The organism is Thalassiella azotivora (assembly GCF_054781695.1).
Window position 1 is genome coordinate 73,980 of record NZ_BAAGTX010000009.1, and the last position, 26,794, is coordinate 100,773.

Annotated in this window: 18 protein-coding genes; 15 read left to right on the plus strand and 3 right to left on the minus strand. The window is 76.5% G+C overall.

The features are described 5' to 3' along the window. Positions 1–173 precede the first annotated feature (173 nt). The 4 genes from ACYVQV_RS07880 to ACYVQV_RS07895 all read left to right on the plus strand — a co-directional run bounded on the left by ACYVQV_RS07880 (position 174) and on the right by ACYVQV_RS07895 (position 7,402). The gene (locus ACYVQV_RS07880) at positions 174–4,514 is read left to right on the plus strand and encodes a DNA polymerase III subunit alpha (protein WP_461022725.1); all 4,341 of its coding nucleotides are present in this window, start codon (positions 174–176) and stop codon (positions 4,512–4,514) included. A gap of 162 nt (positions 4,515–4,676) precedes the next feature. Next, positions 4,677–5,414, plus strand: coding sequence for a methyltransferase domain-containing protein (locus ACYVQV_RS07885; protein WP_461022726.1), 738 nt, complete (start codon positions 4,677–4,679; stop codon positions 5,412–5,414). A 96-nt stretch (positions 5,415–5,510) separates the two neighbouring features. Next, positions 5,511–6,860 (plus strand): DNA polymerase IV, encoded by a 1,350-nt coding sequence (gene dinB, locus ACYVQV_RS07890; RefSeq protein ID WP_461022727.1) that lies wholly within the window; start codon positions 5,511–5,513, stop codon positions 6,858–6,860. A gap of 131 nt (positions 6,861–6,991) precedes the next feature. Continuing rightward, positions 6,992–7,402: a DUF3040 domain-containing protein gene (locus ACYVQV_RS07895; RefSeq protein WP_461022728.1), complete on the plus strand. Its 411-nt coding sequence runs from the start codon at positions 6,992–6,994 to the stop codon at positions 7,400–7,402. Between the two features lie 54 nt (positions 7,403–7,456). On the opposite strand, the gene ACYVQV_RS07900 is transcribed toward ACYVQV_RS07895, so the two are convergent. From ACYVQV_RS07900 to ACYVQV_RS07910, 3 genes are read right to left on the minus strand one after another with little or no spacing between them, the layout of a single operon-like run. Beyond that, positions 7,457–9,790 (minus strand): transglutaminase family protein, encoded by a 2,334-nt coding sequence (locus tag ACYVQV_RS07900; RefSeq protein ID WP_461022729.1) that lies wholly within the window; start codon positions 9,788–9,790, stop codon positions 7,457–7,459. Next, positions 9,787–11,097 (minus strand): DUF58 domain-containing protein, encoded by a 1,311-nt coding sequence (locus ACYVQV_RS07905; protein ID WP_461022730.1) that lies wholly within the window; start codon positions 11,095–11,097, stop codon positions 9,787–9,789. The genes ACYVQV_RS07900 and ACYVQV_RS07905 overlap by 4 nt, the downstream gene beginning before the upstream one ends. Positions 11,098–11,108: 11 nt before the next feature. Further along, positions 11,109–12,107 (minus strand): AAA family ATPase, encoded by a 999-nt coding sequence (locus ACYVQV_RS07910; RefSeq protein ID WP_461022731.1) that lies wholly within the window; start codon positions 12,105–12,107, stop codon positions 11,109–11,111. Positions 12,108–12,484: 377 nt separating this feature from the next. Here ACYVQV_RS07910 and mraZ point away from each other — a divergent pair, with 377 nt between their 5' ends. The 11 genes from mraZ (at position 12,485) to murC (ending at position 26,750) form a co-directional block, all read left to right on the plus strand. Beyond that, on the plus strand, positions 12,485–12,916 hold the full coding sequence (gene mraZ / locus ACYVQV_RS07915) for a division/cell wall cluster transcriptional repressor MraZ (RefSeq protein ID WP_461022732.1): 432 nt from the start codon (positions 12,485–12,487) through the stop codon (positions 12,914–12,916). 268 nt (positions 12,917–13,184) lie between these two features. Next, a complete protein-coding gene (gene rsmH, locus ACYVQV_RS07920) occupies positions 13,185–14,186 on the plus strand; it encodes a 16S rRNA (cytosine(1402)-N(4))-methyltransferase RsmH (protein ID WP_461022733.1) in 1,002 nt (333 codons plus the stop codon). Next, positions 14,183–14,884: a hypothetical protein gene (locus tag ACYVQV_RS07925; protein WP_461022734.1), complete on the plus strand. Its 702-nt coding sequence runs from the start codon at positions 14,183–14,185 to the stop codon at positions 14,882–14,884. The genes rsmH and ACYVQV_RS07925 overlap by 4 nt, the downstream gene beginning before the upstream one ends. Positions 14,885–15,055: 171 nt before the next feature. Then, positions 15,056–16,966, plus strand: a complete 1,911-nt coding sequence (locus ACYVQV_RS07930) for a peptidoglycan D,D-transpeptidase FtsI family protein (protein ID WP_461022735.1) — start codon at positions 15,056–15,058, stop codon at positions 16,964–16,966. Positions 16,967–17,102: 136 nt separating this feature from the next. Further along, positions 17,103–18,812 (plus strand): UDP-N-acetylmuramoyl-L-alanyl-D-glutamate--2,6-diaminopimelate ligase, encoded by a 1,710-nt coding sequence (locus ACYVQV_RS07935; protein ID WP_461022736.1) that lies wholly within the window; start codon positions 17,103–17,105, stop codon positions 18,810–18,812. Beyond that, positions 18,809–20,272 (plus strand): UDP-N-acetylmuramoyl-tripeptide--D-alanyl-D-alanine ligase, encoded by a 1,464-nt coding sequence (locus ACYVQV_RS07940; RefSeq protein ID WP_461022737.1) that lies wholly within the window; start codon positions 18,809–18,811, stop codon positions 20,270–20,272. The genes ACYVQV_RS07935 and ACYVQV_RS07940 overlap by 4 nt, the downstream gene beginning before the upstream one ends. Next, complete coding sequence (gene mraY / locus ACYVQV_RS07945; RefSeq protein WP_461022738.1) at positions 20,269–21,354, plus strand: phospho-N-acetylmuramoyl-pentapeptide-transferase; 1,086 nt, start codon at positions 20,269–20,271, stop codon at positions 21,352–21,354. The genes ACYVQV_RS07940 and mraY overlap by 4 nt, the downstream gene beginning before the upstream one ends. Further along, positions 21,351–22,844, plus strand: coding sequence for a UDP-N-acetylmuramoyl-L-alanine--D-glutamate ligase (murD, locus tag ACYVQV_RS07950; RefSeq protein WP_461022739.1), 1,494 nt, complete (start codon positions 21,351–21,353; stop codon positions 22,842–22,844). The genes mraY and murD overlap by 4 nt, the downstream gene beginning before the upstream one ends. Continuing rightward, a complete protein-coding gene (ftsW, locus tag ACYVQV_RS07955; protein ID WP_461022740.1) occupies positions 22,841–24,142 on the plus strand; it encodes a putative lipid II flippase FtsW in 1,302 nt (433 codons plus the stop codon). The genes murD and ftsW overlap by 4 nt, the downstream gene beginning before the upstream one ends. 59 nt (positions 24,143–24,201) lie before the next feature. Then, entirely contained in the window at positions 24,202–25,302 is a 1,101-nt protein-coding gene (locus ACYVQV_RS07960; protein WP_461022787.1) for a UDP-N-acetylglucosamine--N-acetylmuramyl-(pentapeptide) pyrophosphoryl-undecaprenol N-acetylglucosamine transferase, read from the plus strand. After that, on the plus strand, positions 25,299–26,750 hold the full coding sequence (murC, locus tag ACYVQV_RS07965; protein WP_461022741.1) for a UDP-N-acetylmuramate--L-alanine ligase: 1,452 nt from the start codon (positions 25,299–25,301) through the stop codon (positions 26,748–26,750). The genes ACYVQV_RS07960 and murC overlap by 4 nt, the downstream gene beginning before the upstream one ends. Positions 26,751–26,794 lie beyond the last annotated feature (44 nt).

Here is a 26,794-nt window from a genome sequence, read left to right on the forward strand (position 1 = left end):
TGCGCCGAGTGGGTGACCGGCGTCGGCCACCTGCCGGGCGGGTGCGCGGGCCCCACGGCGCCGAGGTATCGTCGGGACGTGGGTCGAACACGCGTTCGAGAGTGATCCCTTCCCCGGTCCTCTCGGCACCACCTGCGGACCGCAGGTGACGTCGGTGAGAGGTCGGCAACGCGGTGTCCTTCACCCACCTGCACGTGGCGTCCGGGTACTCCCTGCGCCACGGGGCGTCCAGCCCCGCCACGCTCGTCGGGCGGGCCGCCGAGCTGGGCCTGCCCGCCCTGGCGCTGACCGACCGGGACGGCCTCTACGGCTCCGTCAAGCACGTCACCGCCTGCGCCTCCGCCGGCCTGGCGCCCCTCCTCGGGGTCGACCTCGCCGTCGAGCCCAGCGGCCTGCTACCGGCCCCCGCCGGCCGTCGCACCGCTCGCCGCACCCCCGCCCGCGGTGGCGCCGAGGTGGACCGGCGGCTGCCCCGGGTCACCGTCCTCGCCCGCGCCGGCGGGGTCGAGGGCCTGCCCGCGGCCGCCGGCTGGGGCCGGCTCTGCCGGCTGGTGTCCGCCACCCACCTGCGCGGCGAGCGCGGCCGGCCGGTGACCACCACCGCCCTCGTCGGCGAGCACGCCACCGACCCCACGACGGGGTCTCCCGCGCTGACCGTCCTGCTCGGCCCGGACTCCGAGATCGGCCGGGCCGTGCTGGCCCGGCGCGCCGACCTCGCGCGGGCGCTGCTCGCGCGCTGGTACGACGCCGTCCCCCTCGGCGCCCTGGCCGTCGAGGTGGTCTGCCACCTCGGCCCGCAGGGCACCCCCGCCAGCCTCGCGCACGCCGCCGGGATGCTCGCCCTGGCCCGCGAGGCGGGACTGCCCGCCGTCCTGACGAACGCCGTCCGCTACGCGACGCCGGACGGCGCCCCGACCGCCGACGTCCTGGACGCCGCCCGGCGGCTGGTCCCGCTGTCGGCCCGCAGCACCGACCGGACCACCGCCCGCGCCCACCTCGCCGGCGCCGACGAGATGAGCGCCGTCGCCCGCAGGGTCGCCGAGGCAGCCGGCGACGCGGGTGCCGCCGCGACGCTGCTGCGCGAGACCGAGCGCGTCGCCGGGCGCTCCCACCTCGACCCGGCCGCCGACCTCGGCATCGGCCGGGTGCACCTGCCCGAGCCGCAGGTCGTCGTCCCCGGCTTCGACCCCGCCCGCGACGACGCGAACCAGGTCCTGCGCGAGCGCTGCCTGGCCGGGATCGGACGCCGGTACCCCGGCCTGTCCGGCGCCCGCGAGGCGCAGGTCGCCACCCGCCTCGACGACGAGCTCGCGACCGTCGCGGCCCTCGGCTACCCCACGTACTTCCTCACCGTCGCCGAGGTGTGCGACCTGATCCGGTCCATGGACGTGCGCGTCGCCGCCCGCGGCTCCGGCGCCGGCAGCCTCGTCAACTACCTGCTCGGGGTCTCCGGCGTCGACCCGCTCGCCCACGGCCTGCTGATGGAGCGGTTCTGCACCCCCTTGCGCGCCGAGCTGCCCGACATCGACGTCGACGTCGAGTCCGCCCGCCGCACCGAGGTCTACGAGCGGGTGCTGGAGCGGTTCGGCGGTGAGCGCGTCGGCTGCGTGTCGATGATGGACACCTACCGGGTCCGGCACGCCGTCCGGGACGTCGGCGCCGCGCTCGGGATGCCACCCGGCGAGGTCGACGCCATCGCCAAGTCGTTCCCGCACATCCGCGCCCGCGACGTCCGGCACGCCGTCGCCGAGCTGCCCGAGCTGCGCGCCTCCGGCCTCGGCCAGGCACGGCTCGACCTGCTGTTCGACCTCGTCGAGCGGCTCGACGGCCTGCCCCGTCACGTCGCGCTGCACCCGTGCGGGGTGCTGCTGTCCGACGCCACGCTCGGGGACCGCACCCCGGTCGAGGCGAGCTGGCTGGGCTTCCCGATGAGCCAGCTCGACAAGGACGACGTCGAGGTGATGGGCCTGCTCAAGCTCGACGTCCTCGGGATCCGGATGCAGTCCGCGATGGCGTACGCGGTGCAGGAGGTCCGGCGGGTCGACGGCACCGGCGCCGTCGGGGCCGGCGGGCACCACCCCGACGCGCCCTACCTGGACGCCGCCACCGGGACGATCGACCTGGACGCCGTCCCGCTGGACGACGAGGCGACGTTCCGGCTGGTCCGCTCCACCCGCACCCTCGGCTGCTTCCAGATCGAGTCGCCCGGCCAGCGCGAGCTCGTCGGCAAGTTCGCCCCGCAGACGTTCGCCGACCTCATCACCGACATCTCCCTGTTCCGGCCCGGCCCGGTGAAGAGCGACATGGTCACCCCGTTCCTGCGGGCCCGGCAGGGCTGGGACCCACCGGACTACCTGCACCCCCTGCTGCGCGAGCCGCTGGAGCAGACCTACGGCGTCGTGGTGTTCCACGAGCAGGTCATCGACATCGTCGCGATCACCGCGGGGGTGTCCCGGGCCGAGGCCGACGAGGTGCGCCGCGCGCTCGGGTCCCGCGACGGCCAGGCCGAGGTGGAGGCGTGGTGGCGGCCCCGGGCGCTGGAGCGCGGCTTCGACGAGGCGGACGCCGACCGCGTCTGGGAGGTGCTCAAGGCGTTCGCCTCGTTCGGGTTCTGCAAGGCCCACGCCGCCGCGTTCGCGCTCCCCACCTACCAGTCCGCGTGGCTGAAGGCCCACCACCCGGCGGCGTTCCTGGCCGGCGTCCTCACCCACGACCCCGGGATGTACCCCAAGCGGCTCATCCTCGACGACGCCCGCAACCTCGGGATCGCCGTCCTCGGCCTGGACGTCAACGCCTCCGGGGACACCTACCGGGTCGAGAAGGTCGCGCCCTGGGACGAGCCCCCGCCGGCCGTCCTCGACCAGGTGGACGCCGGCCCCCTGCGTCCCGACGCCGGCCCGCGGCGGCCGCCCGAGCAGCCCGACGACCTACCAGCCGCCGGGACCACCTCGGACGGCGCCCCGCTGCGGCTGGACGCCGCCGTCCCCGACGCCCGCGGGTACGGCATCCGGCTCTCGCTGTCCGACGTCAAGGGCATCAGCGAGGCCGAGGTCGCCCGGGTCGTGGCCGGCCAGCCGTACCACTCGCTCGCCGACTTCTGGCACCGTGCGCGGGTCAGCCGGCCCGTCGCCGAGCGGCTCGTGCTGGCCGGGGGGTTCGACTCCCTGTACGGGCTCGGGTCGACCGTGCCGGTACGTCGCCGCGGGCAGGTGACCCGGCGCGACCTGCTGCTCCAGCTCGCCGAGCTGGACCGGTGGACCCGCAGCCAGGAGCGGTCCGCCCGCGCGGTGTCCGCTCGCCGCGGCCGGACCGCTCCTCCCGGCTCGACCGCCCCGACGACCGGTGGGGCGGGTCCGTCGGGTGGGGCGGGTGGGGCCGGTTCGCCGGTGGAGCGCCACCTCGACGTCAGGACCGCCGCGGCCCGCCAGTCCCAGGCCGCTCGGCCCGTGCAGGCCGCGCAGGACCAGCCCGTGCAGATGGCCCTCGACCTCGGGGACCGGCCGGACGAGACCGTCCCCAGCGGCCTGCCGGAGATGACGAGCAGCGAGCGGGTCCGCGCCGAGCTGGAGGTCCTCGGGCTGGACGCGAGCCGCCACGTCGTCGACTTCTACGCCCCGCTGCTCGGCGCGCTGGGGGTGACCCGCTCGCCGGACCTGGTGCGCCGGCGCAGCCGCAGCGAGCTGCTCGTCGCCGGGGTGAAGGTCGCCACCCAGACCCCGCCCATCCGCTCCGGGAGGCGCGTCGTCTTCCTCACCCTCGACGACTCCCACGGCCCGGTCGACGCGACCTTCTTCGAGGACGTCCAGGGCCCGTACGCCGCGACGGTCTTCGGGTCCTGGCTGCTGCTGGTCCGCGGGGAGCTGCGGCGCACCGGACCGCGGGGGGTGTCCCTGCGCGCGACCGGCGCCTGGTCGCTGCCCGAGCTGTGGGACGCCTGGACCGACGGCGGCCTGCCCGCCGTCCACGCCGTCCTCACCGACACCACGGGCTACGACGAGCGGGCCGTGCAGGGTGGGGCGGCCAGCCGCTCCAGCCGGCCCGTGATGGCCCGCCCGCCGCTGGGGGAGAGCCGCGACGACGGCGACCTCGTCCGGTTCGGCGGTGCCCTGCCCGACCCGGACCGGCAGGCCGCGGTGCTGCGCCGGTCCGCCGCCGCCGCTGCCGCGGCCCCCGCGGCGGCGACCGTGAAGTACGGCGGCACCAACCCACCCAGCCACCCGACAGCCGAGCCGGACCCCACCCGGCAGGGCACCGGGGCCGCCGGCGACGGCGCGGCCGGCGGTCAGGAGGAGCACTCCGCCGGCGGGATGGGCGGCGGGACCCGGCACCGCCGGGTCCTGGTGCACGCCAGCGGGTTCCGGCAGTCCCCCTACGCCGACGTCAAGCCGTCGGGGGACGACGTCCGCGACACCCGCGGTGCCGCCGGCCGGACCGAGCAGGACGCCGAGCGGCGGCGGCGCAGCGAGGCTCCGCGCAAGCTCTGGCACTCCAGCCCCGGCAGCAGCGGGCGGTGACCTCGTGACCTCCCGTCCGGCCGTCCACCCGCCGCACCCGCGTCGGGCTCCGTCGACGGGTGCACCGGGTTCCCCCAGCCACCGGGTGAGCGGGGGAGCGCCGTCCCGGTCACTAGGCTGGTGCGTGGACAGGCCGTGCCCGCGCACCCGGAGGTGGACCCCGTGGCTCCTGATCGTCGTGGCGGCACGGTGCTCGCCGACGCCGTCGACCGGCTGGTGCGGCAGGCCGTCCCCGACGGTGCCGCGAGGGTGCTCGACCTCGGTGGCGGGACCGGCGGGCAGGCCGTCCGGCTCGCCGGCGCCGGCCACGACGTCACCGTCGTCGACCCCAGTCCCGACGCGCTGGCGGCGCTCGGCCGCCGCGCCGCCGAGGCCGGCGTCGCCGACCGCGTCCACGCCGTCCAGGGCGACGCCGAGGGGCTCGGCGACGTGCTCGAGGACGCCAGCGTGGACGTGGTCCTGTGCCACGGGGTGCTCGAGGTCGTCGACGACCCGGACGTCGCGCTCAGCGCGGTGCGCCGGGTCCTGCGCCCCTCCGGCCGGCTGTCGCTGCTCGTCGCCCAGCGCGACGCGGCCGTGCTGCACCGGGTCGGCACCGGCCACCTGCGCCAGGCACTGCGGATCGCCTCCGACCCCGCCGGCCGCTGGGGGGCCGACGACCCGCTGCAGCGGCGCTTCGACGCCGACCAGGTCGCCGGGCTGCTGTCCGGCCACGGGCTGCGCGTCGAGGACGTCACCGGCGTCCGGGTGCTGGCCGACCTGGTCCCGCGCAGCAGCCTCGACGGCGACCCCGCCGCCGAGGAGACCCTCACCGCGCTGGAGGCCCGCGCCGCCACCACCCCCGCGCTGCGGGCCGTCGCCGCGCAGCTGCACGTGCACGCCGTCCCCGCCGGGGACTGAGCGCCGCCGGTCCGTGGGCGACGAGACCACCCCGGGCGGTGTACCGGGCCGGACCCGACGAACCGGCGCCGGGGCGGCGACGAGCGAGGTGAGGTCGTGAGCAGGGCGCAGCTCGACCGGGCCGACGGCCCCGACGAGGGCCGGGGCCTGTCCGGCGACGACACCGGCTGCACCGTCCTGCACGTCGACATGGACGCCTTCTACGCCTCCGTCGAGCTCATCGACCGTCCGCACCTGCGCGGGCTGCCCGTCGTCGTCGGGGGCGGGGGCAGCCGGGGGGTCGTGCTGTCCGCGACGTACGAGGCCCGCCGGCTGGGTGTGCACTCGGCGATGCCGATGTCCCGGGCCCGCCGGCTCGCCCCCCAGGCGCACGTGATCGAACCGGACCACCGCCGGTACTCGGCGGTGTCCCGCGGGGTGATGGAGGTCTTCCGGTCGATCACCCCGGCGGTGGAGCCCCTCAGCCTGGACGAGGCGTTCCTCGACGTGTCCGGCTCGGTCCGCCGGCTCGGGTCACCGACCCGGATCGCCCAGCTCGTGCGCGACCGGGTCGCCGACGAGCAGCGCATCACCTGCTCGGTCGGGGTGGCGGCGACGAAGTTCGTCGCCAAGCTCGCCTCGGCGCGGTGCAAGCCCGACGGCCTGCTGGTCGTCCCCGCCGACGAGACCGTCCAGTACCTGCACCCGCTGCCGGTCTCCGCGCTGTGGGGTGTGGGGGACAAGACCGCCGAGCAGCTCGCCCGGCTCGGCCTGCGCACCGTCGGTGACGTCGCCCACACCCCGGTCGACACCCTCCGGCGGGCGCTGGGACCGGCCGCCGGGCAGCACCTGCACGAGCTGTCCTGGGGGCGCGACCCCCGCCACGTCCTCCCCGAGTCGACCGAGAAGAGCATCGGCGCGGAGGAGACGTTCGGGACGGACGTCGACGACCACGACGTGGTGCTGCGGGAGGTGCTGCGCCTGTCCGAGCGCACCGCGGCCCGGCTGCGGGCGTCCGGGTCGGTGGGCCGCACCGTCGTCCTCAAGGTCCGCTTCGCCGACTTCACGACCATCACCCGCTCGCGCACGCTCTCCGAGCCCACGGACGTGGCCAAGGAGGTCTACGGGTGCGCGCGGGCGCTGTGGGACGCGCTGGGGCTCCAGCGTGCCCGGATCCGGCTCGTCGGCGTCCGGGTCGAGGGCCTGCGGCCCGCGGCGCAGCAGCACCGCCAGCTCCAGCTCGACCAGCGGGAGGTCGGGTGGCGGGAGGCCGAGCGGGCCGCCGACCGCGCCACCGCCAGGTTCGGGACGGACGTGGTGCGTCCCGCGAGCCTCCTCGACCCCAGCCGCGGGGCGACGCTGCACCCCGCCCGGGACGAGGGCGGCGGACCGTCCGACGGTCCCGCCGGCGGGACCGTCGGCACCCCCCGGCGACCGGGTCGCGGTGGTCGCCGGGGAACTCGGTGACCCGTTCGGTCGTCGAGCAGGGAGTCCGGGTTTCGCGCCGTGCGACGCGGACCTATCCTGAGGTGGTTCCCGGGTGGTGTCGGGTCGTTCCCGGTCGTCGTACCGGGCCGAAGGAGACCGAGGAGGCCGCGGTGCCGCTGTCTGAGCACGAGCAGCGTCTGCTGTCGCAGATGGAAGAGCAGCTGCTCGCCGACGACCCACGTTTCGCCTCCACCATGCGCGGGACCCCCCGCGCGGGTGGCACCGGGCGCAGGATGGCCATCGGCGCGACGGCGCTCGTGGTCGGCCTCGTGCTCCTCGTGCTGGCCGTCGCCTCGCAGGTGGGGCTCTGGCTCGGTATCCCGGCCTTCCTGCTCATGCTCGCGGGCGCCGGGTACGCGTTCACCCCGCCGCGCAAGCCGAGCGGCCCGGTCGGGGTCGTCGGCACCGACGGGCAGACGCGGGCACGACCGCAGTCCAGGCGCGGGGGCGGCGCCTCCTCCGGGGGCTTCATGCAGCGCATGGAGCAGCGCTGGCAGAACCGCCGCGACCAGCGCTACTGACCGTCCCGCCCCGAGGGCGCCACCCGGCAGCACCCCGGCAGCACCGCCACCTGGTCAGGACCGCGCGACGTCCCGCCGACGCGCGACCCGCGACCACCCGGAGGCGACCCTCGCCGCCGTCCGGCGCTCCCACCGGTCCACGGCCAGCCCGGCGTCGACCAGGGCACCACGCAGGTGCTCCACCCCGCTGCGCGGGACGACGCGTGCGCGCCAGGTCGCCGCGGTCGGGCGCCGGTCCCGGACCGCGTGGACGACGGCGCGGACGTCGGTGCGCAGGCCACGGGTGGCCTCGGGGGGCGCGGGCGCGTAACGGCAGCGCTCGACCGCCCGCGCGAGCCGGTGCAGGGCCTGCCGGCCGTCCTCGTCGAGACCCTCTGCCACGGCCGTCTCCGCCTGGCGGGGTGTCGCCGACCGTGGCCACCCGGCGCCGAGGTCGTCGAGGCGCTCGCCGAGCGTCCGCCACGCCGCCTCCACCCGGGCGGCGCTCCCGTCCGCCCGGCGCCAGCGCGCCCTGCGCACGAGCACCGACGTCGCCCACGGGGCGGTGAGGACCGCGAGCACGACGGCCAGCGCGGCGACGAGCCGCCAGGGCACCTCGGCCAGCGCCGCCCGCAGGTCGAAGGCGTCCGCCTCCTGCTGCGCGCCGTCCTGGGCCAGCGACCCGGGGTCGACGGGCACGGGCGCGCTCGCCGACGGGGCGGGGGCGGGGGCGCCCGCGGGCTCCTCGGCGGGTGGCAGCGTCCAGCCGGGCACGGAACCGGTGCGCGTCGCCGGGGTCGGCTCGAACCGCACCCAGCCGACGTCCCCGAAGTACAGCTCCGGCCACGCGTGGGCGTCCTGGAGGCTGACCCGGTAGGTCCCCTCCTCGACCTCCTCGCCGGGCAGGAAGCCGACGGCCACACGGGCCGGGATGCCCAGGGAGCGGGCCATCACGGCCATGGTGGCGGAGAAGTGCACGCAGAAGCCGCTGCGCCGCTCGAGGAAGTCGGCGATGGCCGAGGTGCCGGTGCCGTCGGGCGCCTCCTCGTCGTAGCTGAAGCCGCCGCCGCTGCGGAACCACGACTGCAGCGCGCTGGCCTGCGCGAACGGCGTGGGCTGGCCGTCGACGACCTCGCGAGCGGTCGCGACCACCGTCTCCGGGACGCTGGGCGGCAGGGTGGTCCACCGCTCGGTGACGGCCGGCGGCGGGGCGGGCGCGGCGGCCAGCGTGGCGGGGTCCGGTGCCACCTGGAGGTGCTCGACGGTGTACTGCAGGCCCTGCGCGGTGCTGACCCCGTCGCCGATGACGTTGAGGGTCGTCGTCTCGTAGAGCCAGCTGCCCTCGACGTCCAGGGCGGTGGGCGGGTAGACCAGCGGCAGGTACGCGGACTGCGTGAGCCGGTCGATCGTCACCGTGGTCGTGCGCTCCGCCGCGACCGACCGGTCCGTCAGGCCCGGTGGTTCGGGCAGGCCGTCGGACGCCTGCTGCTCCCGGGGGATGGCGCCGGACGTCGGACCCCAGGTGTTGCCGTCGTAGGAGTCGGCGACGACCCAGCGGACCGGTTCGGGGGAGGGCTGGTCCGTGGTGTAGGTCAGGACGGTGACGTCCTCGCGGGCGGCCAGGTTCTCGCGCAGGTCGAACAGCGGGTTGCTCACCTCGATCCGCCCGCCGGGGCCGTCGCCGCCGGCGCCGGTGCCGGGCAGCAGGCCCTCGGACAGGCCGGGCACCAGCGTCGGGACGAGGACCGCGGCGGCCAGGGCCACGGCACCCACCCGGCGGCCCGCCGCGGCCAGCGGCGCCTGTTCACCGCCTTGTCCCCGCAGCACCCGGCCCCAACGGGCCACCCTCGTGGTCGAGTCCGACGCGAGCAGCGCCAGGAACCCGCCGGCGCCCAGGACGAACCAGTACCAGTCCAGTCCGCCGCGGGCCAGGGCGGCGGGGACGCAGTACACGGCGAGCAGCGGCAGACCGGCGACCGCGGGCTGCCGCCAGCCGGCGGCGGCGGCGTCGACGGCGACGGCGACCAGCCCCAGGCCCGCCGTGAGCAGCAGCCGGAGGCCGGCCTCGGCGGGCGCCGGTGGGGCCTCGTCCCGCGCGAGCGCCAGGCCGACGTCGGCCAGGTCGACGAGCCGCTGCCACGACGCGGGCGTGGGCAGCAGCCCGGCCCACGCCTCGGGCAGCGCGTACAACCAGGTGAGGACCAGCAGGACCGCGACGAGCTGGACGGCCACGACGAGCTCGGCGCGACGCAGCAGCCGGGCGGTGACGTTCCCGGTGAGCACCACCGCGACCAGGACGGCCAGCAGCTCGACGAACCAGCGGGTGCCCTCGACCAGGGTGCTCATCCCGGTCGCGACCAGGGCCGTGGCCAGCGCGGCGAGCCAGCCGGCCCGCACCCCGCGGCTCACCGTCCCGCTCCGGCGGCCGGAGCCGAGGAGCCGGCCGCCACGCGGGCGACCGCCCGCGACCAGGCCGCGGTGACGGTGGTGCGGGCCGGGACGGTCACCACGGCCCACCCGGCGCCGTCCAGCGCGCGCACGGCGGCCTGCCGGTCGGCCGTGATCTCGGACGCGCGACGAGGGGGCAGGGCCGCCCACGTCGTCGTCTCGAGCACCAGCGCGACACCCGTCACGCCTCGGCGGGCCAGGCCCGCGAGGGCGTGCACGTCCCGGCTGCCGACCTCGCCCAGCACGGCGACGACGAGACCGTCGCCCCCGGCGCGCACCAGGTTGCCGACCGCTGCGCCCAGCTCGTGCGGCCCCCCGGTGGTCACCATCGCCAGCTGGTCGAGGACCTGCCCGACGCCGGTGGCGTGCTCGCGCCCGGTCCAGGTGGTGTCGACGTCGTCGGTGAGGACCCGCACGCCGTACCCGCCGTCCACGAGCAGGGCCGCGACCGAGGCGACGGCGCTGACCGCCCACTCGAACGAGGACGCCGGTCCGTCCCCGCGGTGGCCGACGGTGCGCCGGTCGAGCAGGACGGTGGCCCGCATCTGGTGCGGCTGCTCGTCGCGGCGGACCATCAGCTCGCCGCGACGGGCGGTGGAGCGCCAGTGCACCCGGCGCAGGTCGTCGCCGTGGCGGTACTCGCGGGTGGCGAGGTCGTGCTCGCCGGCGGCGGCCGCCGTCCGGGCGGTCGAGTCCCCGGAGCCCATCCAGCTCCCCTGGGCGTGCAGCGGCACCAGGGGGTGCACCGTGGGCACGACGACCAGCGGGTCGGTCGCCGTGAAGGAGCGGGTGACCTCGCACATCCCGAACGGGTCGGTGAGCCGCAGCCGCAGCGGGCCCACGTCCCACCGACCGCGGACGTCGCTGCGCAGGGTGTAGCCGACGGCGGCCCCGGCGCCGCCGTCGAGGCGGTCGACGACGAACCGCGGCCGTGAGCCGAGCGCGTAGGGCACGTGGTCCTCGGCGAGCAGGACCCCGGTGGGGAGGCGGGACAGGTTCTGCATCTCCAGCCGCACGGAGGCGGACCGACCGGCCTGGACGCGGGCCGGGGTGACGGTCCGCTGGAGCTGGATGCGGTGCCTGGCACGGGCCACGACCAGCACGCTGGCCAGGGGCAGGGCGACGAGGAGGACGGCCACCCGCAGCAGGTCCCGCTGCCCCAGGACGACGGCGCACGCCGCGGCGGCGGCGCCCGCGGCCAGGAACGCCCGCCCTCGGGTGGTGAGCCCGGTGAGCGCGGCCGACAGGGGGGCGGTGGAGGCGGGCACGGGTGGTCCGGTCAGCCGGTGGGGGGCAGCGGGACGCGGCGGGCACCGGAGGGTACGGCGACGGTCGACAGCACGTCGTGCAGGACGTCGGCCACCGTGCGCCGCGCGAGCTGGGCGTCCGTGGTCAGCAGGAGCCGGTGCGCCAGCACCGGGTGGGCCAGGTCCTGCACGTCGTCGGGCAGGACGTGGTCGCGACCGGCCAGCGCGGCCCAGGCCCGTGACGCGCGCAGCAGGTGCAGGCTCGCGCGCGGGGAGGCCCCGAGCCGCAGCTCCGGGTGGCGTCGCGTGGCCTCGACGACGTCCACGACGTACTGCTTCACGGCCGCGGCCGCGTGCACGGTGCGGACGGTGGCGACGAGCCGCCGCACGTGGGTGGCGTCGGCGACAGGGCGCAGCTCGGCGAGAGGGTCGTGCGCGCCGTGCAGGTCCAGCATCTCCAGCTCCGAGGCGGTGGACGGGTAGCCCATCGAGACCCGGGCCATGAAGCGGTCGCGCTGGGCCTCCGGCAGCGGGTACGTGCCCTCCATCTCGACCGGGTTCTGGGTGGCGACGACGATGAACGGCGGCTCGAGGGCGTACGTCACGCCGTCGACGGTGACCTGGCGCTCCTCCATGCACTCCAGCAGGGCGGACTGGGTCTTGGGGGAGGCCCGGTTGATCTCGTCGCCCACGACGACGTTGGCGAAGACGGGGCCGGGCTTGAACTCGAAGTCCCGCGCCTCCTGGTTGTAGATGCTCACGCCGGTGATGTCGCTGGGCAGCAGGTCCGGGGTGAACTGGATCCGCCGCACCGTGCCGTCGACCGACCGGCCCAGCGCCTTGGCGAGCATGGTCTTGCCGACACCGGGGACGTCCTCGACGAGGAGGTGGCCCTCGGCGAGCAGGACCGCCAGGGCGGTGCTGACGACGGCCTGCTTGCCCTCGATCACCGACTCCACGGCACGCCGGATGTCGGCGGTGGTGCGGGCGAGGTCGTCCAGGGCCGCGGGTTCGAGGCCGGCTGTGGTCACGCGTGCTCCTTCGACGTGTTGGGGGAACGGTACGTGACGGGCAGCGTCCGTGGGACCGGCTCCGGTGAGCGGCCCGTCCGAGGCGCCGCGCAGGAGCCCTCCACTTCCCCCCACGGCCCGCGCCCCGGCCCACCGCGTCCGTGTCCTCTGCGCGGTCGGCCGGTGCGCGTCCGGACGGTGCACGCCGCCTTCGCCCGACGCGCCGCGGCGTGAGGCGCCGGCCTCCTCCACCTCCCTCCACCGCTCCGACCTGCGGTGATGCGATCACGCTGCGTGGCGATCGGGTGATTCACGGTTGCAGGGGGAGTGAAGTGGAGTAATGTGGAGGGCGTCGGAGCGGAGCGGGGTCTCCGACGGCGTCCAGGGGAGGTGGGGCCGTGTTCCTCGGAACCCACTCGCCGCGCCTGGACGACAAGGGCCGGCTGATCCTGCCCGCCAAGTTCCGGGAGCAGCTCGCGTCGGGACTGGTCGTCACCCGCGGTCAGGAGCGGTGCCTGTACGTCTTCCCGGTCCGGGAGTTCGAGCGCATCCACGAGCAGCTCCGCCAGGCCCCGGTCACCAGCAAGCAGGCCCGCGACTACCTGCGCGTGCTGCTGTCCGGAGCCTTCGACGAGGTCCCCGACAAGCAGGGGCGGGTCACCGTCCCGCCGGCGTTGCGCAGCTACGCCGGGCTCGACCGGGACTGCGCCGTGATCGGCGCGGGCTCGCGGGTCGAGATCTGGGACGCCACCGCCTGGGAGTCGTACCTGGCCGAGCAGGAGACGGCGTTCTCCGAGACGGCCGAGGAGGTGGTCCCGGGCCTGTTCTGACGCCCCGCAGCCAGCACGACGAGCCAGCACGACCAGCCAGCACGACGAGACAGCACGACACGACACAGCGAGACGACGAGAGCACACCGCCCGCGACCGGGCGAGGTCTCCAGCCGCTTCCCGCGTCCTGACGCACTTCCCCGGTGTCAGGCCGCGACGGCGGACTCCTTCACCGAGGGAGCGGATGGAGACCTGGGCCGGCCGAGGGCGAGACCGATCCACCCGCAGGGGTACGCGACACCCCTGACGCACCACCAGAGGGGTCGAGATGACCGACGACGGCGCGCAGCCGGCGGACCACGACGACGTGGCCGCGCGGCACGTCCCCGTGCTGCTCGAGCGCTGCGTCGCCCTGCTCGGCCCGGCGCTCGACGAGCCCGGTTCGGTCGTCGTCGACGCGACCCTGGGGATGGGCGGGCACAGCGAGGCGCTGCTGCGGTCGTGCCCCGGGGCCCGGCTCGTCGGCATCGACCGCGACCCCCAGGCGCTGGAGCTGGCGGGCCGGCGGCTCGCCCCCTACACGGACCGCGTGACGCTCGTGCACGCCGTGTACGACCGCATCCCGCAGGTGCTGGCCGACCTCGGCCTGGACGGCGTCCAGGGGGTGCTGCTGGACCTCGGGGTCTCCTCGCTCCAGCTGGACGAGACCGGTCGCGGTTTCTCCTACGCCCACGACGCGCCGCTGGACATGCGGATGGACCCCACCTCGGGGCCCACCGCCGCCGACGTGCTCAACGAGTACGACGTCCACGACCTCACCAGGGTGCTGCGCGAGTACGGCGAGGAGCGGTTCGCCCGCCGGATCGCCGAGGCGGTCGTGCGGGAACGGCGGACGGAGCCGTTCCGCACCAGCGCCCGGCTCGTCGACCTGGTCCGCGCCTGCGTGCCGGCAGCCACCCGCAGGACCGGCGGCAACCCGGCCAAGCGCACGTTCCAGGCGCTGCGGATCGAGGTCAACGGCGAGCTCGAGGTGCTCGAGCGCGCCCTGCCCGCTGCCGTCGACGCCCTGGCGCTGCACGGGCGGGTCGTCGTCATGAGCTACCACTCGCTCGAGGACCGGCTCGCCAAGCGCGTGCTGGCCGCGGGTGCTCGCAGCACCGCGCCGCCGGACCTGCCCGTCGAGCTGCCCGAGCACGCGCCGCGGCTCAGGCTCCTGACCCGCGGTGCCGAGAAGGCCTCCGAGCAGGAGGTGGCGGACAACCCGCGCGCGGCGTCCGTGCGCCTGCGCGCCGCCGAGAGGATCAGGACCACCGAGGGGAGAGCGGCATGAGCCAGGTCGCCACCGCCGCACGCGCGGCCAGGCCGGGGACCGCGCGACCCCCGGCGCGGACGACGGAGCGCCCCCGGCCGCCCCGGCTGACGGTCGTCACCCCGCCACCGCGCCAGCGCGGCAGGCTGCCCTTCGCGCTCGGCTGCACCGCCCTGCTGGTGCTCAGCCTGCTCGGGCTGCTCATGCTCAACATCAGCCTGTCCCGGGGCGCGTACCAGATGCACGAGCTGCAGGCCGAGGCAACGCGGCTGGCCGAGCGTGAGCAGGCGCTGTCGGAGGACCTCGCCGCCCGGGCCGCGCCCGCGCAGCTGGCCGTCAGCGCCCGCGAGCTGGGGATGGTCCCCAGCACGAGCCCCGGCTTCATCCGCCTGTCCGACGGCGCCGTCCTCGGTGAGCCGGCCCCCGCCGAGCCGGGGACGGCCCCGGCCGACGTCGTGGGGGCCCGCCCGGCGTCCACGCCGCCGTCCGTCCCGGCGTCCGGGCAGCCCGCCCCCACGGCCGGCGGCGCCACGCCGGGGGCGGACGGCCTGGCCACGCCGCCGCTCGACGGCCCGACGTCACCCGATCGCGCCGACCGCGCGTCGCGCACCGGTTCGGCGGGCGGCGGCGGGCAGACTGGCACGGACGGCGCGGCCGCGACCGGCGAGCAGCGACCGTCCGCGTCCACCGGTGACGGGGCCGTGCTCGTCGTCCCCTGACCGTCCCCGGCACCGCGTCCACGGGGCGACAACGGGCCATCCGTCGACGGGATCCCACCCACACCACCGGAACCGACGTCCACCACACGAGTCACACCAGCACCTTCAGACCACAGCACCACCTTCAGGTCACAGCAGCACCACCGGTCGCACGCAGGAGAGGGGACAGACGTGGCAGCCACCGCGACCTCCGCGCGCCCCGCCGGCCAGCGACGCGACCGGCGACCGGGGCAGGGGTCGGGCGCCGGCACGCGGGGGGAGCTGCGTCCGCCGCAGCCGGCCCGCCGGTCCGGGCGGCCACCCGGCTCCGCGGGTCGGCTCGCCTCCCCGGACCGCCGGCTGCGGGTCGCCGCCACGGGGGTCCTCGTCGTGCTCAGCCTGTTCGTCGGGCGCCTGGTGCAGCTGCAGGCGCTGGACGCGGAGGCCCTGGCCGCGGACGCACTCGGCCGGCGGATGGTCGAGACCACCCTGCAGGCCCCGCGCGGTGACGTCACCGACGCGAACGGGGTGGTCCTGGCGACGTCGGTCGAGCGGCGCACGGTCACCGTCGACCAGACCCTCGTCCCGCTGTACGAGAAGGAGGTCGCCGGCACCACGCAGGTGGTCGGGGTGGAGGGTGCCGCCGCCGACCTCGCGCCGCTGCTCGGAGCCGACCTCGACGACGTGCGCGCCGCGCTCGGGGCCGGGGTCGCGGAGCAGGACCTCAAGCGGTACGCCGTCGTGGCGCGCGACGTCACCCCGCAGGCTTGGCGCCGCATCCAGGACCTGCGGGTCCCCGGGCTGCTCAGCGAGACCACGTCCGAGCGCGTGTACCCGGCAGGCGCCGTCGGGGGCAACCTCCTCGGCTTCGTCGGCGCCGACGGGGAGCCGCTCGCGGGCCTGGAGATGACCCACGACGGGGTGCTGTCCGGCCAGGACGGGATGCGCCGTTACGAGAAGGGCCGTCAGGGCCAGATGATCCCGACCGGCGACCGGGCCGAGGTGGCCCCGACCGCCGGCTCGGACCTGGTGCTGACCATCGACCGGGACCTGCAGTGGTACGCCCAGCAGCGCGTCGCCCGTGCGGTCGAGGAGTCGGGCGCCGAGTGGGGCACCGTGACGGTCGTCGACCCCGAGACGGGTGACGTCAAGGCGATCGCCGAGGCGCCCTCGGTGGACCCGAACGACCCGGGGGCGTCCGAGCCGGAGGACCGCGGCAGCCGGGCGCTGTCCGGGGTGATCGAGCCGGGGTCGACGGCCAAGGTGGTCACGGCCGCCGCCGTCATCGAGGAGGGCCTGTACGACCCGACCACCCCGATGACCGTCCCGGACCGGTACACGACGTCGAATGGCCAGACGTTCAAGGACTCGCACTCCCACCCCGTCCTGCCCCTGACGTTCGCCGGGGTGCTGGCCCAGTCGTCCAACACCGGCACGGTGATGGCCGGTGAGCGGCTGACGCGCGACCAGCGGTACGACTACCTCACCCGGTTCGGCATCGGCCAGCCGACGGGCCTGGACTTCCCCGGCGAGACGCGCGGGATCCTCGCCGAGCCGGGGGACTGGGACGGCCGTCAGCAGTACACCGTGCTGTTCGGCCAGGGGCTGTCCACCAACGCGCTGCAGTCCGCCCAGGTGTTCTCCACGATCGCCAACGACGGTGTGCGGGTCACGCCGCGCCTCGTGGCGGGCACCCGCTCGCCCGACGGGACGTTCACCGCCGAGCCCACCGCAGGGTCCACCCAGGTGGTCAGCCCCGAGACCGCCAGCCAGGTCCGGGTGATGCTCGAGGCGGCCGTCGCCGAGGGCACCGGGGACAACGCGGCGATCCCCGGGTACCGGGTGGCCGGCAAGACGGGGACCGCCCAGGCCCCCGGGAACGGCCGGTACGAGGGGTACACCTCCTCGTTCATCGGCATGGCGCCGGCGGAGGACCCGAAGCTCGTCGTGTCGGTGACCCTGCAGCGCCCCACCAACGGGTTCTACGGCGGGACCGTCGCCGCCCCGGTGTTCCGGGACGTCATGTCCTACGCGCTCCAGACGTTCCGCATCCCGCCGTCGGGTGAGCCCGCCGAGCTGTACCCGCTGACCCACGGAGGATGACCACGGTGCCCTCCGGGGACGCAGCGCGACCGTGCCGTGACGACGGGTGGACCACCCTCGCCGGGGCCGTCACGGGTCCGGCGACCCGCCCGGTGGCCGGCGTCGCGGCGGCCCCGGCCCCCGGTAACCTCACCGGGTGCCGACGCCCTCCCCGGACCCGAAGGCCGTGACCGCGCCGTCGCCCCCAGCGCCCCAGGCCGGTGCGCCGCGACCGCGGCGCGTCGACGGCCGGCCGCTGAGCCAGGTCGCCACCCGTGCCGGGGCCTCGCTCCCGGCCGACGCCGCCGGTGGGCCCGTCGACCCTGTCGTCACCGGCGTGACGCTGGACTCGCGGGCCGTGCGGCCGGGGGACCTGTACGCCGCGCTGCCCGGCCAGCGCGCGCACGGCGCCCAGTTCGTCGACCAGGCCGTCGCGGCCGGGGCGGTGGCCGTGCTCACCGACCCCGCCGGGGCCGAGCTGGCCGGCGCCCGTGCCGGTACGGCCGGGTCCGCCACCCCGCCGCTGCTCGTCGTCCCCGACCCCCGCTCGGTGCTGGGGGACGTCGCCGCCCTCGTCTACGGCGAGCCGGCCGCCGACCTGCTGATGCTCGGCGTCACCGGCACGAACGGCAAGACGACCACGTGCTTCCTGCTGGACGCCGCGCTGCGCGCCGCGGGCCGCACCACCGGGCTGGTCGGCACCGTCGAGACCCGGGTCGGTGACGAGCGGCTGCCCAGCGTGCGCACGACACCGGAGTCGCCCGACGTGCACGCCCTGCTGGCCCTCATGCGCGAGCGCGGCGCCACGGCCTGCTCGATGGAGGTCTCCAGCCACGCCCTGACGCTGCACCGGGTCGACGGCGTGCGCTACGACGTGGTCGGGTTCACCAACCTCTCCCAGGACCACCTGGACTTCCACCCCGACATCGAGCACTACTTCGCCGCGAAGGCGTCGCTGTTCACCCCGGGGCGCGCCGAGCGCGGGGTCGTCTGCGTGGACGACGCGTGGGGCCGCCGGCTCGCGGCGACGGCCGCCGTCCCGGTGGTCACGGTGGCCACGACCGACCCCGTGGACGACGACGCACCCGACGCCCTCGGCCACGAGCCGGACTGGCGGGTCGTCGGCGAGCACGTCGAGGCCGACGCCCGCACGACCTTCACCCTGCGCTCCCGGCACGGTGAGAGCCTGCGGGTGACCTGCCCGCTGCCCGGCCGGTTCAACGTGGCGAACACCGCCCTGGCCCTGGTGATGACCATCGAGGCCGGGGTGGACCCGCACGCCGCCGTCCTCGGGCTGGGCATGGCCGGCGGCGTCCCCGGGCGGATGGAGCGGGTCTCCCCGCCGATCGCCGCCGGGCCGCACCCGCTCGGCGTCGTCGACTACGCGCACACCCCGGACGCGGTCGCGGCGGCCTGCGCGGCGCTGCGCCCCGCCACGACGGGCCGGCTGCTCGTCGTCCTCGGCGCGGGCGGCGACCGTGACCCGGGCAAGCGCCGCGCCATGGGCGCGGCGGCCGCGCGCTGGGCCGACGTCGTGGTCGTCACGGACGACAACCCCCGGTCCGAGGACCCGGCCGCGATCCGCGCGGAGGTCCTGGCCGGGGCCCGGGCCCACGCCGCGACCCACCCGGACCAGCAGGACGGCCAGCCGGACGGTCACCCGGGAGGGCGTCCGGTCGAGGTGCTCGAGGTCGCCGACCGCCGGGAGGCCGTCGCCCGGGCCGTGCGGCTCGCCGCGGCCACCGACACGGTGCTGGTGGCGGGCAAGGGGCACGAGCAGGGGCAGGAGGTCGCCGGGACGGTGCACCCCTTCGACGACCGGGACGAGCTGTCCGGTGCGCTCGCCACCTGGGAGGCCCCGCGGTGACCCCGATGACCCTCCAGGAGGTCGCCGACGTCACCGGCGGCCGCCTGGCCGGCGGCGCGGACCCGGCGGCCCGCGTGGACGCCGCGCCCGTGCTGGACTCGCGGGCCGTCGTCCCCGGCTGCCTCTTCGCCGCGGTCCCGGGCACGAATGTCGATGGTCACGACTACGCCGCCGACGCCCTGGCGGCCGGCGCCGTCGCCGCCCTCGCCGAGCGCGAGCTCGACGTCCCGTGCGTGGTCACGGCCTCGACGACCGCGGCCCTGGGCGACCTGGCCGCGCACGTGCTGGGCGGCCTTCCCGACCTGGCCGTCGTGGGGGTCACCGGCTCCTCGGGCAAGACGAGCACGAAGGACCTGCTCGCCGCCGTCCTGGCCGCGCAGGGGCCGACCGTCGCGCCGCAGGGGTCGTTCAACAACGAGCTCGGTGTCCCGCTGACCGCCCTTCGCTGCGACGCCGGCACCGCCCACCTCGTCGCCGAGATGGGCGCCCGCGGCCCGGGCCACATCGCCCACCTGTGCCGCATCGCGCCGCCGCGGGTCGGTGTCGTCCTCAACGTCGGGATGGCGCACGCCGGCGAGTTCGGCGGGCTGGACGCCGTCGAGGCCACCAAGGGCGAGCTGGTCGAGGCGCTGCCGGCGGAGCAGGACGGCGGGGTCGCCGTGCTGACCGCCGACGACGAGCGGGTGGCCAGGATGGCCACCCGCACCCGGGCCCGCGTGGTCCTCGTGGGCCGGACCTCCACGGCGGACGTCAGCGCACGGGACGTCACGCTCGACGGGGCGGGCCGGGCGTCCTTCACGCTCGTGTCCCGACTGCCCGGGGCCGAGGGCGAGGCGCGGGTCGACCTCGGCGTCGTGGGCGAGCACCACGTCGGCAACGCGCTGTCGGCCGCCGCCGTGGCGCTGGTGCTCGGCGGGCGACCGGACGGCGTCGCCGCGGCGCTGACCGCCGCGCGGCCCGTGAGCCGGTGGCGGATGGAGGTCACCGAGCGCGCCGACGGCGTCACGGTCGTCAACGACGCCTACAACGCGAACCCGGACTCCGTGCGCGCGGCGCTCAAGGCGCTCGTCGCCATGGCCGGCCCCGGCGAGGAGCACCCGCGGGGACGGCGCACGTGGGCGGTGCTGGGGGAGATGCTCGAGCTCGGGGACGCCACCGTCGCGGAGCACGACGCGGTCGGGCGGCTGGCCGTGCGGCTCAACGTGTCGCGGCTGGTCGCCGTCGGCGCCGGCGCCCGCCCGGTGCACACCGGCGCGTACCAGGAGGGTTCGTGGGGTGAGGAGTCCGTCTGGGTGCCGGACGCCGACGCGGCCTTCGACCTGCTGCGGCGCGAGCTGCGCCCCGGGGACGTGGTGCTGGTGAAGTCGAGCAACGGCATCGGCCTGCGCTTCCTGGGGGACCGGCTCGCGGCCGACCCGGACGTCGACCCGGACGTCGACCCGGGGGTGGCCGACGCGTGAGGGCCGTGCTGGCGGCCTCGGCCGTCTCCCTGCTGCTGTCCCTGCTCGGGACCCCGCTGTTCATCCGCTTCCTGGTCCGGCGCAGCTACGGGCAGTTCGTCCGCGACGACGGCCCGACCTCGCACCACACCAAGCGCGGGACGCCGACGATGGGCGGCGCCGTCATCATCGGCGCGACCGTCGCGGCCTACGCCGCGGCGCACCTGCTGACCTGGACGCCACCGAGCATGTCGGCCGTCCTGGTCCTGTCGCTGATGGTGGGACTGGGGCTGGTCGGCTTCCTCGACGACTTCATCAAGATCTCCAAGCAGCGGAGCCTGGGGCTGCGCTCCGTCCCCAAGCTCGTCGGCCAGTCCGCCGTCGCCGTCCTCTTCGCCGTGGCGGCGCTGCAGTTCCCCAACGAGCGGTTCCGCACCCCGGCGTCGACCGCGATCTCGTTCATCCGCGACACGAACATCGACCTGGCGTTCGCCGGGGCGGCCGTCGGCCTGGTGCTGTTCGTGGTGTGGGCCCAGATCATGATCGCTGCCACCAGCAACGGCGTGAACCTCACCGACGGACTGGACGGGCTCGCGACCGGCACCACCTCGCTCGTCGCCGCCGCGTACGTGCTCATCGGCATCTGGCAGTCCAACCAGTCGTGCCAGCGCCTCGACAGCGTCGGCCCCAACTGCTACGAGGTGCGCGACCCCCTCGACCTGGCGGTCGTGGCCGCCGCGCTGATGGGCGCGTGCTTCGGGTTCCTGTGGTGGAACGCCTCGCCGGCCAAGATCTTCATGGGCGACACCGGCTCGCTCGCCCTCGGCGGGGCCCTGGCCGGCCTGGCCATCACGACCCGCACCGAGATCCTCCTGGTCCTGCTCGGCGGGCTGTTCGTGCTCATCACCCTGTCGGTCGTGATCCAGGTCGGGTCGTTCAAGCTCACCGGCAAGCGGGTCTTCCGGATGGCCCCGCTGCAGCACCACTTCGAGCTGGCCGGGTGGGCCGAGGTCACCATCGTCATCCGGTTCTGGATCATCGCCGGCCTGTTCGTGGCCCTCGGGCTGGGCATCTTCTACGCCGAGTGGGTGGCGGGCGCGTGAGCGGCGGAGCGGACGGCGGCCTGCCCGCCTCGCTGACTGCTGCCGACCTGACCGGGCGCCGGGTCGTCGTCGCGGGCCTCGGCGTGTCCGGGATGGCCGCCGCCGACGTCCTGGCCGAGCGGGGCGCCCAGGTCGTCGCCGTCGACGGCCGCGACGGGCCCGCGGAGCGCGAGAAGGCCGCGGTCCTCGACGTCCTGGGGGTCCGCGCCCTGCTCGGCCCGGACGCCGCCACGGCCCTGCCGGACGTCGGCGGGCAGGCTCCCGACCTCGTCGTCACGTCCCCGGGCTGGCGGCCCGACGCGCCGCTGCTCGCGGCCGCCGCGGGGGCGGGCGTCCCGGTCTGGGGCGAGGTCGAGCTCGCGTGGCGCCTGCGCCGGCCCGGGGCGGCCCCCTGGCTGTGCCTGACCGGCACCAACGGCAAGACCACCACGGTGCGGATGCTGGCCGCGGTGCTGCGTGCCGCCGGGCTGCGCACGGAGGCCGTCGGCAACGTGGGCACCCCGCTGCTGCACGCGGTGACCGGGCCGCAGCCGCTGGACGTGCTGGCCGTCGAGCTGTCCAGCTTCCAGCTGCACTGGTCGTCGTCCCTGGCCCCGCAGGCCAGCGCCGTCCTCAACGTCGCACCCGACCACGTCGACTGGCACGGCTCCTACGAGGAGTACCGGCGGGTCAAGGGCACGGTGTACGAGCGCACCGAGGTCGCCTGCGTGTACAACGTGGCCGACCCCGCCACCGAGCAGCTGGTCCGGGACGCCGACGTCGTCGAGGGCTGCCGCGCGGTCGGCTTCACGCTCGGGGTGCCCGATGTGTCGATGCTCGGCGTGGTGGACGACGTCCTGGCCGACCGCGCGTTCGTCGCCGAGCGGGCCACGTCCGCCGCCGAGCTCGCCACCCTCGAGGACGTCGCGGCAGCCGCCGGCGGCGTCGCCGCCCCCCACGTGGTGGCCAACGCCCTGGCCGCCGCGGCGCTGGCCCGGGCGCACGGCGTGCCGGCCGCCGCCGTCCGCGACGGCCTGCGGGGCACCGTGCCCGAGCCGCACCGGATCCAGGTCGTCGGGGAGGGCGGGGGCGTCCGCTGGGTGGACGACTCCAAGGCCACGAACGCCCACGCCGCCGCGGCCTCCCTGACGGCGTTCCGCGACGTGGTGTGGGTGGCCGGCGGCCTGGCCAAGGGCGCCCGGTTCGACGACCTGGTCAGCGCGCACGCCGACCGGCTGCGGGGCGTCGTCCTGATCGGCGTCGACCGCGCGCCGCTGCGCGACGCGCTCGCGCGACACGCGCCCGACGTCCCCGTCGTCGAGGTCCCCGCGGCGGAGACTGGTCACGTGGTCATGGAGCACGCCGTCGACGTCGCCGCCGGTCTCGCCCGCCCCGGCGACACCGTGCTGCTGGCGCCGGCGTGCGCGTCGATGGACCAGTTCACCTCCTACGGGCACCGGGGCGACGTCTTCGCCGCCTGCGTCGCGGCCCGGCTGGGTGGGGCGGCGTGAGCGCGCTGGCCGGCGACCGCCGGCACGAGGGCACCGCCCGGGGCCGGGCCGTCGAGCGGCTCGTCGGCTGGGAGACGCCGGCGACGAGCTACTACCTGCTGCTCGGGGCGACGTCCCTGCTCGTCGCCTTCGGCCTGGTGATGGTGCTGTCCAGCTCCAGCGTCGAGTCGATCGCCGCCGGCGGCTCCCCGTACGCCGTCTTCGCGCGGCAGGCGTTCTTCGCGGCCCTCGGGGTGCCGTTGATGTGGGTCGCCTCCCGGCTGCCCGTGACCGCGTGGAAGCGGCTCGCGTGGCCGCTGGTCGTCGCCGCGGTGCTCGGGCAGCTGCTCGTGTTCACCCCGCTCGGCGTGGGCGTGAAGGGCAACACGAACTGGATCGAGATCGCGGGCGTGCGCGCCCAGCCGTCCGAGGCGGCCAAGGTCGCGCTGGTCGTCTGGTGCGCGGCCGTGCTGGCGACCAAGCGCTCCCTGCTGCACCGCTGGCAGCACGTGGTCGTCCCCGTCGGACCCGTCGCCGGGCTGGTGCTGGCCCTGGTGCTGGCGGGCCACGACCTCGGGACCGGTCTGGTGCTCATGCTCATCGTCGTCGGGGCCCTGTTCGTGGCCGGAGTGCCGTGGCGGGTGTTCGCCGTCGCCGGTGCCGCTGCCGCCGCCGTCGCCGCGTTCCTCGTCGTGACGAGCCCGAACCGGGTGGCCCGGTTGACGACGTGGGCGTCCGGCAGCTGCGACTACTACGGCGACTGCTGGCAGACCACGCACGGCAAGTGGGCCCTGGCCTCGGGCGGCTGGTGGGGTGTCGGCCTGGGCGCCAGCGCCGAGAAGTGGTCCTACCTGCCCGAGGCCCACAACGACTACATCTACGCGATCATCGGCGAGGAGCTCGGCCTGCCCGGCACCCTCGCGGTGCTGCTGCTCTTCACGGCGGTCGGCGTGGCGTGCGTGCGCGTCGTCAGCCGCCACGACGACCTGTTCGTCAAGATCGCGACCGGCGCCGTGGCGGCGTGGGTCCTCGGCCAGGCGATGATCAACGTCGCCGTCGTGCTCGGTCTGCTCCCCGTCATCGGCGTGCCGCTGCCGCTGGTCTCCAGCGGCGGCTCCGCCCTGATCTGCACCATGGTGGCCCTCGGGATGGTCCTGTCCTTCGCCCGCTCCGAACCCGGCGCCCGCGACGTGCTCGCGGCGCGCGCCGACGTCGTCCGACGGTCCCTGACGGTCGTCCCCCGCGCCGTGCCGCGCGGGGTCGGCGACCGCGTCCCCGACCGGGTGCGGCGGCGGCTGCGCCGCGGCGGCGCGTCGTGAGCCCGGCGGTGCCGCCGGTCCTGCTGGCCGGAGGGGGCAGCGCCGGCCACGTCAGCCCGATGCTCGCCCTCGCCGACGCGCTGCGCCGACGCGACCCCGACGTCCCGCTGCTCGCGCTGGGGACCGCCGAGGGCCTCGAGGCGAGGCTCGTCCCCGCGCGCGGCTACGAGCTGGCGCTCGTGCCGAAGGTGCCGCTGCCGCGCCGGCCGTCGCCGGCGCTGCTGCGGCTCCCCGGCGCCCTGGGCGACGCGGTGCGCGCCGCCGAGGAGGCCATCGACCGGGTCGGCGCCCGCGTGGTGGTCGGGATGGGCGGGTACGTCTCGGCCCCCGCCTACCTGGCCGCCCGGCGTCGCGGCGTCCCGGTCGTCGTGCACGAGCAGAACGCCCGCCCGGGCGTGGCCAACCGGCTGGGCGCCCGGCTGACCCGGCACGTGGCCACCACGTTCGAGCAGACCCGCCTGCCCCACGCCGTCCGGGTGGGCATGCCGCTGCGCCGTGAGATCAGCACCCTGGACCGGGCGGCGGTGCGCAAGCAGGCGCGAGCCGACCTCGGTCTGGACCCCGACCGGACGACGCTGCTCGTCACCGGCGGGTCCCTGGGCGCCCAGCGGCTGAACCGGACGATGGCGGCGTTCGCGGCGGACCTGCGCGACGCGGGCGTGCAGGTCCTGCACCTGGCCGGCGCCGGCAAGTCCGGTGACCTGCTCGACGTCGCCACGGCGGTGCGCACCGTGGACGACGACGCACCCCGGGCGACCGACCTCGGCCAGTCGTCTGCGGGCCACCCGGCCTACACGGTGCTGGAGTACCTCGACCGGATGGAGCTCGCGTACGCCGCGGCGGACCTGGTGCTGTGCCGCGCGGGCGCGAACACGGTGTGCGAGCTGACCACCGTCGGGCTGCCGGCGGTGTACGTGCCGCTGCCGGTCGGCAACGGCGAGCAGCGGCTGAACGCCGAGCCGCTCGTGCGTGCCGGGGGCGGCCTGCTCGTCGACGACGCCGACCTGGACGCCGCGTGGCTGCGCCGGCAGGTGCTGCCGCTGCTGGAGGACCCCGACCGGCTGGCCGCGATGGCGGCCGTGGCCGCGGGTCAGGGCGTCCGGGACGCCGACGACCGGCTCGCCGACATGGTCGTCCTGGCCGCGTCGGAGGGACGGTGAGCACGGCACCGCAGGACGCGTCCCCCGCCGGCGTCCCCCGGTTCGACGTCGACCTGAGGGTGCCACCGGCAGCGGACCTGTCCCCGGTGCACTTCGTCGGCGTCGGCGGCGTGGGCATGTCCGCCGTGGCCCGCGTCATGCTGCAGCGCGGTCTGGTCGTCAGCGGCAGCGACGCCAAGGACGTGCCGGTCCTCGCCGAGCTGCGCGCGGCGGGCGGGCGGGTCGACGTCGGCTTCGACGCCGGCCGCCTCGACGGCGTGCGGACGGTGGTGGCGGGTTCGGCGATCCGCCCGGACAACCCGGAGCTCGTGCGGGCCCGCCGCGACGGCCAGCTGGTCCTGCACCGCTCGCAGGCGCTGCAGGCGGTGATGCAGGGCCGGCGGGGCGTCGCCGTCGCCGGGACGAACGGCAAGACGACGACGTCCTCGATGCTCACCGCGGTCCTCCTGCACGCGGGTCTCGACCCGTCGTTCGCCATCGGCGGCGAGCTGGTCGGCGAGGGGACGAACGCCCGCGACGGCCGCGGGGACGTCTTCGTCGCCGAGGCCGACGAGAGCGACTCCTCGTTCCTGGTGTACCGGCCGGCGGTGTCGGTCGTGACGAACGTCCAGCCGGACCACCTCGACCACTACGGCACGGCGGAGCGGGTCGCGGAGGCGTTCGGTCGCTTCGCCGACCGGCTGGGACCCGACGGCGTCCTCGTCGCCTGCGCCGACGACCCGGGGGCGGCCGCGCTCGCCGCCCGCGTCCGCAGCGGCGGCCGGGCGGTGCGCACGTACGGCACCTCGGCCCAGGCGCAGGTGCGCGCCGGGTCGGTCGCCCTGGACGCCGAGGGCGTGTCGTTCGACCTTGTCGACGACGGCCGCCCGGTGGGCCGGGTCCGGCTGCGGGTCCCCGGGCACCACAACGTGCTGAACGCGCTCGGGGCCTACGCCGCGGCCACCGCCCTCGGCGTCCCCGAGGCCACGGCGGCCCAGGGCCTGACGACGTTCGCCGGGACCCGTCGGCGGTTCGAGCCGCGGGGCACGGCAGGCGGGGTGCGGGTCTTCGACGACTACGCCCACAACCCGCCGAAGGTGGCCGCGGCCGTCGCCACCGGCCGGCAGGTCGCGGGCACGGGCCGACTGCACGTGGTCTTCCAGCCGCACCTGTACAGCCGCACCCGGGACTTCGCCGCCGAGCTGGGGGCGGCGCTGTCCGCGGCGGACGAGGTGCTCGTGATGGACGTCTACGCCGCCCGCGAGGACCCGGTCCCGGGCGTCACCGGGGCGCTGGTGGCCGACGCCGTCCCCCTGCCGGGCGACCGGGTCCGCTTCGTCGCCGACGCCGGCCAGGTGCCGCGGGCGGTGGTGGACCGGGTGGTCCCCGGGGACGTCGTGCTCACGGTCGGGGCGGGTGACGTGACGGACGTCGGCCCCCGGGTCCTGGACCTGCTGGGGCGGCCGTGAGCCGGCGGCCCACCGCACCGGCGCGGCGACCGAGCCCGCCGGGC